This window comes from Paraburkholderia bannensis, from assembly GCF_014200455.1.
GTDB classification, from domain to species: Bacteria; Pseudomonadota; Gammaproteobacteria; order Burkholderiales; family Burkholderiaceae; genus Paraburkholderia; species Paraburkholderia bannensis_A.
The window spans coordinates 25,884-40,888 of sequence record NZ_JACHBW010000002.1; the positions used below are offsets into that span (position 1 = coordinate 25,884).

General features: G+C 65.7%; 15 protein-coding genes. 9 read left to right on the forward strand and 6 right to left on the reverse strand.

Features of this window, described 5'->3' with window-relative positions; translation table 11 throughout:
* Window positions 1–36: 36 nt before the first annotated feature.
* The 9 genes from fliJ (at window position 37) to fliR (ending at window position 7,224) form a co-directional block, all read left to right on the forward strand.
* Window positions 37–486, forward strand: coding sequence for a flagellar export protein FliJ (gene fliJ / locus F4827_RS03120; protein ID WP_183721452.1), 450 nt, complete (start codon window positions 37–39; stop codon window positions 484–486).
* Window positions 487–629: 143 nt separating this feature from the next.
* Window positions 630–2,177, forward strand: coding sequence for a flagellar hook-length control protein FliK (locus F4827_RS03125; protein WP_183721455.1), 1,548 nt, complete (start codon window positions 630–632; stop codon window positions 2,175–2,177).
* A 396-nt stretch (window positions 2,178–2,573) separates the two neighbouring features.
* On the forward strand, window positions 2,574–3,077 hold the full coding sequence (gene fliL, locus F4827_RS03130) for a flagellar basal body-associated protein FliL (RefSeq protein WP_183721458.1): 504 nt from the start codon (window positions 2,574–2,576) through the stop codon (window positions 3,075–3,077).
* Between the two features lie 57 nt (window positions 3,078–3,134).
* The gene (fliM, locus tag F4827_RS03135; RefSeq protein ID WP_183722684.1) at window positions 3,135–4,133 is read left to right on the forward strand and encodes a flagellar motor switch protein FliM; all 999 of its coding nucleotides are present in this window, start codon (window positions 3,135–3,137) and stop codon (window positions 4,131–4,133) included.
* Window positions 4,126–4,641, forward strand: a complete 516-nt coding sequence (fliN, locus tag F4827_RS03140; RefSeq protein ID WP_183721461.1) for a flagellar motor switch protein FliN — start codon at window positions 4,126–4,128, stop codon at window positions 4,639–4,641. The genes fliM and fliN overlap by 8 nt, the downstream gene beginning before the upstream one ends.
* Window positions 4,638–5,186, forward strand: a complete 549-nt coding sequence (gene fliO / locus F4827_RS03145; RefSeq protein ID WP_183721465.1) for a flagellar biosynthetic protein FliO — start codon at window positions 4,638–4,640, stop codon at window positions 5,184–5,186. Before fliN ends, fliO begins: the two co-directional genes overlap by 4 nt.
* 129 nt (window positions 5,187–5,315) lie before the next feature.
* Entirely contained in the window at window positions 5,316–6,077 is a 762-nt protein-coding gene (gene fliP, locus F4827_RS03150) for a flagellar type III secretion system pore protein FliP (protein WP_183722686.1), read from the forward strand.
* A 21-nt stretch (window positions 6,078–6,098) separates the two neighbouring features.
* Entirely contained in the window at window positions 6,099–6,368 is a 270-nt protein-coding gene (fliQ, locus tag F4827_RS03155; protein WP_167070205.1) for a flagellar biosynthesis protein FliQ, read from the forward strand.
* 64 nt (window positions 6,369–6,432) lie between these two features.
* Complete coding sequence (fliR, locus tag F4827_RS03160; RefSeq protein ID WP_183721468.1) at window positions 6,433–7,224, forward strand: flagellar biosynthetic protein FliR; 792 nt, start codon at window positions 6,433–6,435, stop codon at window positions 7,222–7,224.
* 124 nt (window positions 7,225–7,348) lie between these two features.
* Here fliR and flgL read toward each other — a convergent pair whose 3' ends face one another.
* The 6 genes from flgL to flgH all read right to left on the reverse strand — a co-directional run bounded on the left by flgL (window position 7,349) and on the right by flgH (window position 14,959).
* Window positions 7,349–8,590, reverse strand: coding sequence for a flagellar hook-associated protein FlgL (gene flgL / locus F4827_RS03165; RefSeq protein WP_183721471.1), 1,242 nt, complete (start codon window positions 8,588–8,590; stop codon window positions 7,349–7,351).
* Between the two features lie 14 nt (window positions 8,591–8,604).
* Window positions 8,605–10,629 (reverse strand): flagellar hook-associated protein FlgK, encoded by a 2,025-nt coding sequence (gene flgK, locus F4827_RS03170; protein WP_183721474.1) that lies wholly within the window; start codon window positions 10,627–10,629, stop codon window positions 8,605–8,607.
* A 282-nt stretch (window positions 10,630–10,911) separates the two neighbouring features.
* The gene (locus tag F4827_RS03175; RefSeq protein WP_183721477.1) at window positions 10,912–11,667 is read right to left on the reverse strand and encodes a flagellar brake protein; all 756 of its coding nucleotides are present in this window, start codon (window positions 11,665–11,667) and stop codon (window positions 10,912–10,914) included.
* A gap of 348 nt (window positions 11,668–12,015) precedes the next feature.
* Window positions 12,016–13,014, reverse strand: coding sequence for a flagellar assembly peptidoglycan hydrolase FlgJ (gene flgJ / locus F4827_RS03180; protein ID WP_183721480.1), 999 nt, complete (start codon window positions 13,012–13,014; stop codon window positions 12,016–12,018).
* Between the two features lie 11 nt (window positions 13,015–13,025).
* Window positions 13,026–14,225 (reverse strand): flagellar basal body P-ring protein FlgI, encoded by a 1,200-nt coding sequence (locus F4827_RS03185; protein ID WP_183721483.1) that lies wholly within the window; start codon window positions 14,223–14,225, stop codon window positions 13,026–13,028.
* Window positions 14,219–14,959 (reverse strand): flagellar basal body L-ring protein FlgH, encoded by a 741-nt coding sequence (gene flgH / locus F4827_RS03190; RefSeq protein WP_183721486.1) that lies wholly within the window; start codon window positions 14,957–14,959, stop codon window positions 14,219–14,221. The genes F4827_RS03185 and flgH overlap by 7 nt, the downstream gene beginning before the upstream one ends.
* Between the last annotated feature and the right edge of the window lie 46 nt (window positions 14,960–15,005).

Below are 15,005 nucleotides of genomic sequence, written 5' to 3' on the forward strand. Positions count from 1 at the left end.
CATCGAGCGCCCGCCCACTGAGCGAGGATTGACGACATGACGAAACAGACCGCGTTGCAAACCCTCATCGGCCTCGCGCAGGACGACGTGGACGCCGCGACGCAGCGCCTCGGGCGCGTGCAGCGCGAGCGCAGCGAAGTCGAAACGCAGCTCAAGGCGCTGATCGACTACCGCGAGGAGTATCACGTGCGCTTCACCGAGTCCGCGCGTGCCGGCATGGCCGCGGGCAATGTGCGCAACTTCCAGGCGTTCATCGATACGCTCGACTCCGCCATCGAACAGCAGCGCCGCATGCTCGATCAGGCGACCCAGCGCGTGGAGGCGGCCAAGCCGGAATGGACCCGCACCAAACAGAAGCTGGGTTCCTATGAAGTGCTGCAAACGCGCCAGGACGCCGTGCAGGCGCGCAAGGAAGCCAAACGCGATCAGCGCGATTCCGACGAGTTCGCCGCGCGCGCGCTGCGCATGCGTACGTCGCCGCTTTAAGGCTGCGCAGCAAGACAGACGCTGTAAGGCAATACCGTTTGGACTCTCTACAAGCCGTACCCAAAAATAGACGCCGACGCCCGCATCGCATAGCTTGACGGGCGTCGCGATTGACACCGAACACGTTATCCGGGGCAGACCTCATGTCGCTTCTTTCCGCAGTCAGTTCGCTCTTCGGGGCCGTGGACTCCGCCACCAGCGGCAGCGCCGGCGCCAGTCAGGCGGACCAGGCGAGCCAGGGCTTCGCGCAGACGCTGCAGCAAAGCATGGCCGCGCAAGCGAGCCAGAACGCCAGCAACAGCCAGCAGGCGCTCCAGCAACAGCAGAGCGCGCAGGCCGCGCAAAGCTGGAACAGCGCGCAGAAAAGCGCACAGAGCTCGCCATCGACGCAATCGACTCAATCGACTCAATCGACGCAATCGAGCCAGACGAGTCAATCGAGCCAGTCCACGCAAGCGTCGGGCAGCAGTTCGTCGACGCAAGGCACGAAGCACACCTCGACGACCGACCATCGCGGCGACGATGCGCGCACGCAGCAGGCGCAGTCCGACGCAGCCGCGCAGGCCGCCGCCGCGCAGGCGCAGCAGGCGCAACAGGCCCAGCAGGCCGCGCAGCAAGGCCAGGATCAGGCTTCGAGCGACGCTGGCAGCGACGCCAGCCAGGCTGGCACCGATGCCACGCTTGCCAGCGTAGCCTCGGCGGCCGCAGCGGCTGGTGCGGCTGGTGCAAACGCCGCCGGCACGGCTGCGAACGGCACCACGGCGACTGCCTCGAAGTCGGCCAGCGACGCGCTCACCGCCGCGCTCAACACGCTGCGCAGCGGCGCTGCCACGCTGAACACGCGCGGCGCGGCTTCCACGGCGACGGACACCAGCGCCGCTGCGGGTGGCGCGAGCATCGCCAGCAGCTTCGCGACGCATCTGGGCGCGCAGGCGAAACAGAAGACGCTCGGCACCGTGATCGACGATAAAACCGACGCTGCCGGCACCGCCAGGACCGTCGCGGGCGCGACCACCGAGGCCGCCACGCAGACCGCCAACGCAGCGCTCGCCGCAGCGGCCCAGGCCGGCACCACGCAAACGGATACGTCGAGCGCCACCAACGCCGTCACGGATGCGCTCGCCGCCAGCCAGGCCGCTGCCGCAGCCGCCCAGGCCCAGGCGACGCAAGGCGCATCGGCTGCCAGCAATCCGGCCGCGCAATCGGCGGCGGCTGCCAGCACGCTGTCGCCGCAGGTGGGCACCTCCGACTGGGAAGACGCGCTCAGCCAGAAGGTGGTGTTCCTGTCGAACGCGCATCAGTCGTCGGCGGAACTCACGCTCAATCCGAAGGATCTCGGGCCGCTGCAAGTGGTGCTGCAGGTCGCGGACAACCACGCGCACGCCCTGTTCGTCTCGCAGCACCAGCAGGTGCGCGAGGCCGTCGAAGCCGCGCTGCCGAAGCTGCGCGAGCAGATGCAGGAAAACGGCATCGGTCTTGGCAGCGCGAGCGTCACCGACGGCTTCTCGCGCCAGACGAACCAGCAGGCGCAACAGGACAGCAGCGGTTCGGGTAGCGGCTCGGGCAGTTCGCGTTCGTCGCGCTCGGGCGGTTCGGGCGTCGCCTCGACGGGCGGTGTGGACGACGTGGCGAGCAGCGCCGCCACCACGGCCACGACGCGCACCGTCGGCCTGATCGACACCTTCGCTTAAGCGTCCGCCACCAGGCGCTCCAGTGCGCACCTGAGCACGTACCGGCGCGGCCCGGCGCAAGCCGCGCCTGGCGGCGCGAATACGCTGAAAGGAAAGGGCCGCTGCGCGCGCTCGCCCGCGCCCAGCCTTCCTGCTACGCTCCATCCCCCATTCCCGCAGCATCGTTTTCCGGCCTTTTGCCGCCCTTTTGCCGCCCTTTTGCTGGCCGTTTGCTGGTCCTTCGCCGACTGCGCCGCACAAAGCCACGAGATAGCCGGAAATCTCCCGTCTATTCTTCCCATCGCTGTAAGGCAAAAGCCGGAACAATGCAGGCTGCCGGAATGAATGCGGGCGCGCGCCATCAGGGCGTCGCCCGCGTCTTTCGAACCCCAGATGTAATCGAACCCGCACACCGACATGGCGACCACGACCGCAAACCAGCAAGCCGCCCCGCAAGGCGCAAAACCCGGACCGCTGAAGCGCATCCTTCTCATTGCGATCATCGCGATCCTTGCCGCTGGCGCCGCCGGCGCGGGCGTGTGGTTCTTCATGTCGCGCCACGCCGCGAGCGCCCCGGCTGCCGCCGCGCCGCCGCCGCCCGCCGTGCCGGTCTACTACGCGCTCGAACCGATGACGGTCAACCTGCAGTCCGACGACGGCGAGACGCACTATCTGCGCATCGGCCTCACGCTCAAGCTCGACAGCCAGGCGACCCAGGACGCGCTGGTCGCTCGCATGCCGGAGATCCGCAGCCGCGTGCTGCTGGCGCTCTCGAACAAGCATCCGTCCGATCTGGCGCCGCTCGACGGCAAACGCACCCTCGCGGCCGAGCTCGCGAAGCTGATCGCCCAGCCGTCCGACTCGCGCGCCGAACCGGCCAAGGTCGAGGACGTGCTGTTCACCGAATTCGTCGTGCAATAAGCGTATGCAAAGCGGCATGCACAGCGCGCAGACATCCGAGGATTTCGCATCATGAGTATGGGGCACGACGAGTTCATGTCGCAGGAGGAGGTCGATGCCCTCCTCAAAGGCGTCACCGGCGAAGTCGATACGGAATCGAGCCAGGCTGAAAAGCAGGGCGTGCGTCCGTACAACATCGCCACGCAGGAACGCATCGTGCGCGGCCGGATGCCCGGTCTCGAGATCATCAACGAGCGTTTCGCGCGACTGTTGCGCGTAGGCATCTTCAATTTCATGCGCCGTACCGCCGAAATTTCGGTCGGTCCGGTGCGCGTGCAGAAGTACAGCGAGTTCACCCGCAACCTGCCGATTCCGACGAATCTGAACCTGGTGCACGTGAAGCCGCTGCGCGGCACGTCGCTGTTCGTGTTCGATCCGAATCTGGTGTTCTTCGTGGTGGACAACCTGTTCGGCGGCGACGGGCGCTTCCATACGCGCGTCGAAGGCCGCGACTTCACGCAGACCGAGCAGCGCATCATCAGCAAGCTGCTCAATCTGGTGTTCGAGCACTACACGAACGCCTGGAAGAGCGTACGCCCGCTGAACTTCGAATACGTGCGCTCGGAAATGCACACGCAGTTCGCCAACGTCGCCACGCCCAACGAAATCGTCATCGTCACGCAGTTCTCGATCGAGTTCGGCCCGACCGGCGGCACGCTGCACATCTGCATGCCGTATTCGATGATCGAGCCGATCCGCGACGTGCTGGCCTCGCCGCTGCAAGGCGAAGTGCTCGACGTGGACCGCCGCTGGGTGCGCGTGCTCTCGCAGCAGGTGCAGGCCGCCGAAGTGGAGCTGACCGCCGATCTGGCCCAGGTGCCCATCACCTTCGAGCAGATCCTGAACATGAAGAAGGGCGATGTGCTGCCGATGAACGTGCCCGAGCACATCGTCGCCAAGGTCGATGGCGTGCCGGTGATGGAATGCGGCTACGGAATTTTCAATGGTCAATACGCGTTGCGGGTCCAGAAGATGATCAGCGCAGCCGACACGATGAAGGAAGGTGGATATGAGTGACATCAACGGCACGAGCGCTGACGAACCGGTGCTCGATCCCAACGGCCCGGAGGCCGCCGCGCAGGCAGAAGCGATGGCCGCAGCCGCGGCTGCGAATACGACAACGAGTGCAACGAGCACGGAAGACGAAATGGCGATGGACGATTGGGCTGCCGCACTGGCCGAGCAGAACAGCAACGACGCACCCGCAGCACAACCCGCGGCCGTGTTCCAGCCGCTCTCGAAGGTCGATCAGAACTCGACGCGCAACGACATCGACATGATTCTGGACATTCCCGTCCAGATGACCGTCGAACTGGGCCGCACCAAGATCGCCATCCGCAACCTGCTGCAACTGGCGCAGGGTTCGGTGGTGGAGCTGGACGGCCTCGCGGGCGAGCCGATGGACGTGCTCGTGAACGGCTGCCTGATCGCCCAGGGCGAAGTGGTGGTGGTGAACGACAAGTTCGGTATCCGCCTCACGGACATCATCACGCCGTCCGAACGGATCCGGAAACTGAACCGATGAAACGCCAGGCCGTGCGCAGGACCTCCGCTATCACTGTGGCTTTGGCGTCGCTTGCCAGCGTCGCGGCTCGCGCCGCCGACCTGCAGGCGCTCAACCAGGCAACGCAGGCGGCGCGCTCGGCCTCGGGCGCATCGGCCGTGGTGACGGGCAGCGCGGTGCCCTCGCTTGGCTTTGGCGCGGTGCTGCAAACGGTGTTCGGCCTCGTGCTGGTGATCGCCGTGGTGTTCGCCTGCGGCTGGCTGGCGCGCCGTCTCGGGCTGCAGCACGGCCCGAAGAATGCGCTGATCAAGACCGTGGGCGGCGCGTCGCTGGGCGGCAAGGAGCGCGTGGCGGTGGTGGAGATCGGCGATACCTGGCTGGTGCTGGGCGCGTCGCCGGGCAGCGTGACGCTGCTGCACACCATGCCCGCGGGCGAATTACCGAATGCGGCTGGAGCGTCAGCCAACGGCCCGGCCCTACAGGGCAGCTTCGGACAGCGTTTTCGTGACGCGCTCAAACATGAAGCGGGCAAGCGTTTTAAACGTCACGACGGCGGAGCGCAGTAAATGCACGGCAGTTCCCTTTCCGACGCGGCGGCGGCGGCGGTTCCACCCTCCCGCGCCCGCGTGCAACAGTCCTCGATCGTGACATCGAATCCCGGCTTTCTCTCCCGCTGCAAGCAACGGCTCTCGCGCATGGCGCTGCCGCTCGCCTTGCTGTTCGCGCTGACCGTCGTGCTGCTGATGCTGCCGCACCTCGCCCACGCACAAGCTGCGCAGCCGCAAGGCCTGCCCGCCTTCAACACGAGCCCCGGCCCCGGCGGCGGTACGACCTATTCGCTGAGCGTGCAGACGATGCTGCTGCTCACGATGCTGTCGTTCCTGCCCGCGATGGTGCTGATGATGACGAGCTTCACGCGCATCATCATCGTGCTGTCGCTGCTGCGCCAGGCGCTCGGCACGACCACGACGCCGCCTAACCAGGTGATCGTCGGCCTCGCGCTGTTCCTGACGCTGTTCATCATGTCGCCGGTGCTCGACAAGGCCTATAACGACGGCTACAAGCCGTTCTCGGCCGGCACCCTGCCGATGGACGAAGCCGTTGCGCGCGGCGTCGCACCGTTCAAGACCTTCATGCTGCGCCAGACCCGCGAGTCCGATCTCGCCCTGTTCGCGCGCATCTCGCACGCCGCACCCATGCAGGGCCCCGAGGACGTGCCGCTCACGCTGCTGGTGCCCTCGTTCGTGACGAGCGAGCTGAAAACCGGCTTCCAGATCGGCTTCACGATCTTCATTCCGTTTCTCATCATCGATATGGTGGTGGCGAGCGTGCTGATGTCGATGGGTATGATGATGGTCTCGCCCGCGACCATCTCGCTGCCGTTCAAGCTGATGCTGTTCGTGCTGGTGGACGGCTGGCAACTGCTGATCGGCTCGCTCGCGCAGAGCTTCACGTAAGGACCGACGAGGACAGCCGCGATGACGCCCGAAATGGTCATGACCCTCTCGCACGAAGCGATGTATGTGGCGCTGCTGCTGGCTGCGCCGCTGCTGCTCGTGTCGCTGATTGTCGGTCTGGTGGTGAGCCTCTTTCAGGCCGCCACGCAGATCAACGAAAGCACGCTTTCCTTCATTCCCAAGCTCGTCGCGATTGCGGTGACGCTCGTGATCGCCGGACCGTGGATGCTCACCACGATCCTCGACTACATGCACCGCATGTTCACGAGCATTCCCGCACTCGCGGCCTGAACCCCGCGCTGGCGCGCGCCCGGCAGCCTGCCGGCGCGAACGCGAGCGCCCTTCTCTCCACGCGATGTTCACCGTCACCTACGCGCAGCTCAATCTCTGGCTTACCGCGTTCCTGTGGCCGTTCACGCGCATCCTTGCGCTGATCGCGACCGCGCCCGTGGTCGGCAACCGCGCCATTTCCACGCGCGTGAAGATTGGCCTCGCGGCCTTCATCACGCTGATCGTCGCGCCTACGCTTGGCGCCATGCCGCAGGTCACCGTGTTCTCCGCCGAAGGCGTGTGGATTCTGGTGAACCAGTTTCTGATTGGCGTGGCGCTGGGCTTCACCATGCAGATGGTGTTCGCCGTGGTGACAGCCGCCGCCGACCTGATGGGCGCGGGCATGGGCCTGTCGTTCGCGTCGTTCTTCGATCCGCAGTCCAACACCACCTCGCCCGCGCTGTCGTCGTGGTTCAACATGATGGCGATGCTGACCTTCCTCGCCTTCGACGGCCATCTGCAGATGATCGCCGCCATCGTCGAGACCTTCACGAGCGTGCCGGTCTCGGCCAATGTGCTCAATGGCAACGGCTTTCGCCTGCTGGTGGGCTGGGGCGCGATGGTGTTCAATTCGGGGCTGCTGCTCTCGCTGCCCGTGGTGGTGGCGCTGCTCATCACCAATATTTCGCTGGGCATTCTGAACCGCGCGGCGCCGCAGATCGGCGTGTTCCAGATCGGCTTTGCGGTCACGATGCTGGTGGGGCTACTGCTGATCCAGTTGATGATGCCGAGTCTGATCCCCTACTTCTCGCGGCTGTTTGAAAGCGGTCTGGAGCAGATGGGACGCGTGGCGGCGGCGCTCAAGCCGCTGGGTTGAGGGGGCGGCAAGCAGGGTTCCATGTAAGGTTCGAAGCGGGTTCGAAACAGGCTTCGACAGTGCAAACAAAAACGGCGGCAAGCCTTCAGGCCTGCCGCCGTTTTTTTAAGCGTGAACCGCTAAATCAAGGATTGATGTACTGGAACAGCGAAAGCTGCTGCGTGGCCGCGAAGCTCTTCTGCGAGGCCGACAGCGCGTTCGAGATCTGCTCGTACTGCGTGATCGCCGCCACCGTATCCGTGCTCACCAGATCGTCGAGGTTCGACGTGATCTGCAGCGAGTTGGTCGACGTGACGGTCTGCAGCGCCTTCACTTCCTGCTCGCGACCGCCCACCGACGCCTGCAGCGTAATCACGTTCGAGGTCGAGTTGCCGATCTGCGTGAGCCCGGCCTGCAGCGCGTTCTGCAGATTCGCCGTCGCGCTCGGGTTGCCCGTCGCGGAGGTTTGCAGCGCCGAGATCACAGCGTCGATGCTCGAAAACACGCTGCTGTTCTGCGCCGCCGTGGCCGGCGTCACCGAAAATTTGTCGCCCACTGCCGGCGTGCCCGAGATCGTCACGTTCATGCCCGTGCCGAGAGCGATGGCCGAACCGTCCGTGTAGGGCTGGTTCGTCGCGAGCGCCGTGGCGGGCGAGGTCGAGTTGTCGGTCACCGTGTAGGTGAGTGCACCGGCCGTGCCGCCAATCTGGATCGACAGGTTGTGGCCGTTGGTTGCCTGGGTCGGGTCCGTGACCGTCACGCCGCTGATGGTGCCCGTGCCGGTATTCAACGAATTACCCGCGGCCACCGCCGAGGTGCCCACCGACGACACCGTCTGGAACACCGCCGCGCCCGTGTCGCTGATGGCGATCGAACGCGAGCCCGCCACCTGCACGGTGCGCTGGCCCAGGTCGCCGTTGTACGTCACGCCGCCGCCCGGCTGGTTCGTAAACACCTGCGAGGTGCTCTGAAAGCCCGAGAACAGATAGTTGCCCGCGCCGTCCGTGGTGTTGGCGAGCGTGAGCAGCTGGCTGCGTTCGCCGGTGAGCTGCTTGGCGAGCGCCTGGCGGTCGTTGTCGTTGAGCGAGCCGTTGATGGCCGACTGGATTTGCTGGCTCATCGCCTGCAGGGTCGTCGTCACGCTGGAGAGCGTCGAATCTTCGAGTTGCAGCGACGACAGCGCCGAGCTCTGATTGCTCGCGTACTGCGAGAGCGTGGCGCTGGTGGCCGAAAGCTGCACGGCCTGCGCCGCGCCCAACGGGTTGTCGGCGGGATTGGAGATGGCCACGCCCGTCGAAATCTGCTGCTGGACCGCCAACAGGTTGGACTGCTGGTTTTCCATCGTCGAAAGGCTCGACGAGTAAATCTGGGAAGTCGCGATACGCATGGTTGGTCAGCGCCTCACTGGAAAATGCCGATCAGGGTCTGGAACAGCGAAGCCGCCGTCTGGATCACCTTGCTGTTGGCCTGATAGAGCTGCTGGTACTGCAGCAGCTTGGCCGCTTCTTCGTCGAGGTTCACGCCCTGCACCGACTGCTGCTGCGAGGTCAGTTGCGTGACCAGTGAGGTCTGCGACGTGCTCGACGCCTTGAGCTGGCTCGCCGTGTTGCCGATCGCGTTCACGTAGTTCGAATACGCGTTGGTGAGCGTCTGCGAATTGGTGAACGAGGTGCCCGACGTCAGGTTGGCGAGCGCCAGCGCATTGCGGCCGTCCTGGGAGCCGCTGGTGTTCTTGCCGATGGTGAAGGTGTCGCCCGTCGCAGGCGTGCCCGTCATCGAGAAGCTCACGTTGTTGGTGTTGCCGCTGGTGGCCGACGTGATCGTGAAGGTCGCGCCGCTGCTCGGGGTGTAACTCACCGGCGAGCTGACGTTGCCCAACGCGTCGGTCGTGTAGGTGGTGGGCGAGCTGGCGCCCGGCACCGTCACGGAAATCGTCGAATTCGCCGGGAAGCCGCTGAGCGTGCCGCCCGAGCCGGAGCTGGCCGCCGTATAGGTGAGCTTGATGGGCGTCGACGACACCGCGTAACCCGAGGTCACCGTGCCCTGCGTGACTACCGCCGTGCCCGCGTTGCCGGTCGCGGCCGACACCAGCACCGGCGAGGCCGCGGCGATCGCCGAAGGATCGCTGGTCGCCACGCTGAAGCTGTCGAGTGCGCCGGCGGTCGGCTGGATCGCGTACGAATCGCCGTTGGCCATCGTGCCGGTCGAGGTGATCGACAGTCCCGCCGCCGTGAACGGATTGGCCGTGCTCGGCTGGGTGGTGGTCGTGCCGACCACCGAGTTGGTGGTCGAATCGGTCAGCGTCCAGGTGCCGCCTGCGGTGCTCGAATACGAAAGCGTGTAGTTATCGGTCGGCGGGCTGACGGCGTTGGTGAGCGTCGCCGCAACCGTGGCGCTGCCGGTGTTGTTGCGGTTGCCCGTGACGACCGGTGCGCCCACCGTGAACAGATTGCCGCCCGCCGTGCCGCTCAGCGTCAGGCCCAGCGCATTCTGCGAGTTCACCTGCGAAGCGAAGCTGGTGGCGATCGCGCCCAGCTGCGATTCAGCCGGATCGAGCGTGTTCTGCACGAACGACACGAGGCCGCCCACCGTGCCGCCCGTGAGCGCCGCGCTCGACAGCGCTTGCGGCGCGGTGGTCGAACCCGGCAGGCCTTGCCAGGCCACCGTCAGTTCCGACGGGTTGGTGTCGGAGGCCTGCGTCGTGAGGTTGTAGTTCTGGCCGCTCACCACCAGCGGCTGCCCGTTGCCGAGGAACACGCTATAGCCGCTGCTGTTCTGCACGACCTGCACGCCCACCAGTTGCGACAGGTTCGAGACCGCCTGGTCACGCTGGTCGAGCAGCTGGTTCGGCTGCTGGCCCGAGGCGCTTGCCGTGGCGATCTGCGTATTGAGCTGCGCAATCTGCTGCGAGTAGGTGTTGATCTGCGAAACGGCGTTGGTGAGCTGGGTGTTCACGCTCTGGCGCAGCGAGTCGTATTGCTGGCCGGCCGAGTTGATCTGGTCCGCCAGCGTCTGCGCATCGGACAGCGCGGTCTGACGCACCGAGCTGCTGCTCGGCGAGTTCGAGACGTTCTGCAGGCCCGTGAAGAACGACGTGATCGACGAAGCAATGCCCGAGGTCGGGCTGCCGACAAGGTTCGACAGCTGCGTCGCCAGCGTGTACGAAGCGGTCAGCGAGCCGTTGGTCGACTGCGCGTTGTTGAGCGCGGTCGTGATGTACTGGCTATAGGCGCGCTGCACGGTCGCCGTGTTGACGCCCGCGCCGATGTATCCCGAGCCGGTCGCCTGGCCATTCGCTTCGCTGTACACCGCGCTTTCCACGTTGTAGCCCGCGGTCGACGAATTGCTGATGTTCTCGCCGGCTGTGGCGATGCCGATCTGGGCCGCCTGCAACCCGGAGAGACCGATCGAGAAAATGTTGGACATGCGTAATCCTCGTGGACGGCCGGCCCGACGTCTCGGTCGGAGGGGCCGCGTGGGTGAACTTATGTGATAACGGCAGCGCAGCGCCGAAATTAAGCGGCGGTAAGGAAGAATTTGGCGGGGAAAACGTTTGGCGTGGGGCGCGTGTCGCGTCCCGCCCTGCGTCGGCAAACGGGTGCATGCCCGGCGCATCGGGAAGGCGCGCGGCGCACGCGAAGGGCGCGCCGCGCAGACTGCGGATCGCAGACGCGGCAGTGGCCTCGATGGCCCCCGCCGCGGTGAAGCTCAGGCGCGCTGGAAGGCGCGACGCTTCATTTCGAGCTGCGTGATATAGCGCTGCAGGCTGTTTTCCGCTGCACCCGGCAGCGTCTCGAAACGCAGGCCAAGGTGATAGCGGCGATCGCCGTTGGGCAGATCGATAAAGCGCAGCACCACCAGCGCGAGATCGACGCGCAGCGTGCCGTGCCCACGCAGCTCCAGCTCCACGTCGACGAGCTTCAGCCCCATGTCGAGCGCCGCAGCGCGTTCGTCCGTGGTGCGCAGCCCCAGCCCCCCCAGCGAGATGTCGTGCACCTCGAACTGGAAGCGCTGGCCGTCCATCGGCAGCGCGCCGCGCACGATGCACGGCTCCATCACGGGCGTATCGACGCGGAAGTACTCGCGGCGCTGCATGTAGTAGAGCACTTCGGGGAACGTAGCCTCGAAGGCGGGACGCCCTTCGAAGGTCGTCTCGCGCGGCATGCCCGTGGTGAATTCCACGCGCACGCCGTCGGGCGAGGCATGGAACTGGCACTCCTGGGTGGACAGCACCTCGCGGTTCTGATCGGACACCGCGCCCCAATCGAACGTGAAGGTACGCTCGCGCGAATTGACGTCGAGGATGCGCGTGACCAGCTGGCCCCCGCGGTATTGCAAGGTCAGGAAATCGCCGCGATTGGCGAGATTGCGCAACTGCACCCCGACTTCGAGCGGGTTGCGACGGCCATAGTCGGGGCTTTCGCCATCGACTTGTTCCTGTTGATTCGACTGAACGGTATTCATCGGCCTGCCGGAATTTCGTGGACATGCCGGCGCGCTTCGGAAGGTCTCGTGGCGCGCCGTCCGGGCGGTCTTTGCCGCCCCTGATTCTCTTGGATCTCGCCTGCATTAGCGGCAGGATGACACGGAAATTTAGGGGTTCGCCGGAAAAATTCTGCGTTTCCCGAATTAGCCCGGCGCACACCGGGCAGGCTTTTTTTGCGATTCTGCCGCGATCGGACGCGAATCCGCGTACAACGTCGCGAAGCCAACGTTTGCTGGCGACAGAAAAGGCGCACGGCATGTTATGCGCGGCGCGTAAAGAAATCAGGCGGAAATCAGGCGACAACCAGGCCAATGCCCAGCCAGGCGTCAGGCCATGCGCTGCATGATCGACATGAGCTTTTTCGCGTAGTGCGGGTCGGTCGCGTAACCGGCGCGCTGCATGCCCTGCGCGAAACTCTCGGCGCTGCGCGAGCCGTTGATGACCGAGGCGTAGCGCGGATTGCTCTTGAGCACGTTGGCGTAGTCGGCCATCGCGTCTTCGTACGAGTCGTAGGCGCGGAACTTCTCCACCACGCGATGCGGCGCGCCGTTCACGTATTCGGTGGTCATGGTCGACACCGTCTTGCCGGTCCAGTCCTTGGTGGCCTTGATGCCGAACACGTTGTAGCTGGTCGAGCCGTCCGCCTTCATGATTTCGCGCTTGCCCCAGCCCGATTCGAGCGCGGCCTGGCCGACGATGAAGCGCGCCGGAATGCCGGTCGATGCGCTGGCCTGCTGCGCGCCATTGGCGAGCTTGTTGACGAAGGCGTCCACCTTGTCGTCGCCGCTGCTGCGCACGGGCGGCGTGAGCGCGCTGTTCGCGTCCCAGCCCTGGCCCTTGCCGAGCGCGCCGTTGGCCGAGGCGTTGCCGTAAGCGCGGCCAAGCGCGCTCAGCATCGCCATATTGCCTTCGTTGCCGCTGCCGCCCGAACCCGACAGCCCCTGCATCGCGCTGGCGATGCCGCCCGCGCCGTTCGCGCCGCCTGTGCTGTTGGGATCGCCGCCCATCGCGCGCGTGAGCTGCTTGATCATGGCGTTGGCCACGCCAATGCCTTTGTTCGACATCTGCTGCGCGAGCTGCTGATCCATCATCGACTGGAACTGCGCGCCGTCGCTGGAATCGAGCGGGCCGTCCGAGGGCGTCGCATCGCGCATGCTCTTGAGCATCATCTGCGTGAACACGGCGTCGAACTGCTTCGCGGCGGCCTTCACGCCCTGCTGCGGCGAGGCATTGGCGGCCGCGCGCATGGCGTCGAAACCCTGCACGTCCAGCGCGAAGCGGTTCGTGATGTCGAGATTGCCGTTGCCGATATTCGACTTATCCATTTTTCACGTCCTCAGATAATTTCGAGGTCGGCGCGCAACGCACCCGCCGCCTTCATTGCCTGCAGGATCGACATCAGATCCGCCGGCGTCGCGCCCAGCGCATTGAGCGCCTTGACGACTTCCGCGAGATTGGCGCCCGCCGTGACGAGCTTGAGCGCGCCGTTATCCTGCTTCAACTGGATCTGCGACTGGCGTGTCGCGACCGTTTGTCCATTCGAGAACGCGCCCGGCTGGCTGACCGCCGTCTGCGTGTTCACGACCACCGAGAGATTGCCGTGCGCCACCGCGCACGATTCCAGCGTCACCATCTGGTTCATGACGATCGAGCCGGTGCGCGCGTTCAGGATCACCTTCGCCGCCGGCTGGGCCGGGCGCACGTCGAGATTCTGGATCTGCGCGATGAAACCGACCTGCGAAGCCGGATCGGCCGGGCCGTGCACCTGGATCGTGCGGCCGTCGACCGCCGCCGCGGTGCCCGCGCCGAACATATTGTTGACCGCCGCCACGATGCGCTGCGTCGTGTCGTAGTCCATATCGTTGACTTCCATCTGCAGCAGGCCGCCCGGCTGCGAAACCGGCGACGGCACCGCGCGCTCGACCGTCGCGCCCGCCGCGATACGGCCCGCCGCGAGCTGGTTGACCTGCACCTTGCTGCCGTTGGCCGACGCGCCCGCGCCGCCCACCGCCACGTTGCCCTGGGCCAGCGCGTAGACCTGGCCGTCCGCCCCCTTGAGCGGCGTGAGCAGCAGCGTGCCGCCGCGAATGCTCTTGGCGTTGGCCAGCGACGACACCGTCACGTCGATCGTCTCGCCCGGACGCGCGAACGGCGGCAGCGTCGCCGTCACGATCACCGCCGCGACGTTCTTGAGCTGCATGTTGTTGAGCGTCTGCGAGGAACCGCTGGCGCTCGACGTGTTGTTGATCGAGATGCCCAGGTTCGCGAGCATGTTGGCAAGCGTCTGCGTGGTGAACGGCGCCTGGGTGGTCTGGTCGCCGGTGCCGTCCAGCCCCACCACGAGGCCATAGCCGATCAGCGGGTTGTCACGCACGCCCGCGAACGAGACGAGGTCCTTGACGCGTTCGGCGCGCGCGGGAGCGGCATAAGCCAGCAGCGCCCCGCAGGCAAACACGAAGCCCGCCACCACGCCGAAAGCGGTCAGGAGATCTTTCACGCGCGAGCGGCGCGTGCGCTGGAAACGGATCTTTACCATGGCGCCACATTCAGGAAAAAGCGTTGCAGCCAGCCCATGGTCTCGGCCTCGTCGATTACGCCTTTCGCGGAGTATTCGATCTTCGCATCGGCGACATCGGTCGAGAGCACGGAGTTGTCTCCGGCAACGGTGTTCGGATTCACGACGCCGGAGAAGCGTACGAATTCATTGCCCTGGTTGATGAGCATCTGCTTTTCGCCCGACACCACCAGGTTGCCGTTGGGCAGCACGTTCGTGACCGTCACGGTGATGACGCCCGTGAAGGTGTTGGAGGCGTTCGCACCGCCCGTGGCGTCGAACTGGTTCGCGCCGGTGGCCGACAGATTCGCGCGCGAGAAGAAGCCCGGCGCGAAGCCCGCGGTCGGCACGTTGAAGCTGGTGCTGCCGCCGCGTTTGGTGTTGGCGCCCGAGGATTTCGTGGCGTTGATGTTTTCGGAAATGACGATGGTGAGAATGTCGCCGGTATTGCGCGGACGCTGGTCTTCGAACAGCGGTCGCCCCACATAGCCCGGGTTGTAGATCGAACCCGGCGAGGTGTTGACGGGCGGCGGCGGCGGCACGGCCGTCATCGGCTGCTGCACGATCGGCTGCCGGTTCGGGATATAGGCGCAGCCTGCCAGCGCGGCCAGCGCAAGACACAATGCGGACGACAGCGACGCCGCCACGGCGCGCGAGGTCGCCCGGCGCACTGCGTGCTGCCGCGAACGAGAGTTGAACTGAACGGACTGGCCCATATTCCTCACCACTTCTATTGCGTACTGCTATTGCGGTTGCTTCAAA

What these genes read in the sequence shown, in the direction of transcription:
- flgK (WP_183721474.1), bottom strand. Translation starts at nt 10,629, where the DNA reads ATGTCCAACATTTTCTCGATCGGTCTCTCCGGGTTGCAGGCGGCCCAG.
- fliO (WP_183721465.1), top strand. Translation starts at nt 4,638, where the DNA reads ATGAAACGCCAGGCCGTGCGCAGGACCTCCGCTATCACTGTGGCTTTG.
- F4827_RS03185 (WP_183721483.1), bottom strand. Translation starts at nt 14,225, where the DNA reads ATGGTAAAGATCCGTTTCCAGCGCACGCGCCGCTCGCGCGTGAAAGAT.
- fliP (WP_183722686.1), top strand. Translation starts at nt 5,316, where the DNA reads ATGGCGCTGCCGCTCGCCTTGCTGTTCGCGCTGACCGTCGTGCTGCTG.
- flgJ (WP_183721480.1), bottom strand. Translation starts at nt 13,014, where the DNA reads ATGGATAAGTCGAATATCGGCAACGGCAATCTCGACATCACGAACCGC.
- fliR (WP_183721468.1), top strand. Translation starts at nt 6,433, where the DNA reads ATGTTCACCGTCACCTACGCGCAGCTCAATCTCTGGCTTACCGCGTTC.
- fliJ (WP_183721452.1), top strand. Translation starts at nt 37, where the DNA reads ATGACGAAACAGACCGCGTTGCAAACCCTCATCGGCCTCGCGCAGGAC.
- flgH (WP_183721486.1), bottom strand. Translation starts at nt 14,959, where the DNA reads ATGGGCCAGTCCGTTCAGTTCAACTCTCGTTCGCGGCAGCACGCAGTG.
- fliM (WP_183722684.1), top strand. Translation starts at nt 3,135, where the DNA reads ATGGGGCACGACGAGTTCATGTCGCAGGAGGAGGTCGATGCCCTCCTC.
- fliL (WP_183721458.1), top strand. Translation starts at nt 2,574, where the DNA reads ATGGCGACCACGACCGCAAACCAGCAAGCCGCCCCGCAAGGCGCAAAA.
- fliQ (WP_167070205.1), top strand. Translation starts at nt 6,099, where the DNA reads ATGACGCCCGAAATGGTCATGACCCTCTCGCACGAAGCGATGTATGTG.
- F4827_RS03175 (WP_183721477.1), bottom strand. Translation starts at nt 11,667, where the DNA reads ATGAATACCGTTCAGTCGAATCAACAGGAACAAGTCGATGGCGAAAGC.
- flgL (WP_183721471.1), bottom strand. Translation starts at nt 8,590, where the DNA reads ATGCGTATCGCGACTTCCCAGATTTACTCGTCGAGCCTTTCGACGATG.
- F4827_RS03125 (WP_183721455.1), top strand. Translation starts at nt 630, where the DNA reads ATGTCGCTTCTTTCCGCAGTCAGTTCGCTCTTCGGGGCCGTGGACTCC.
- fliN (WP_183721461.1), top strand. Translation starts at nt 4,126, where the DNA reads ATGAGTGACATCAACGGCACGAGCGCTGACGAACCGGTGCTCGATCCC.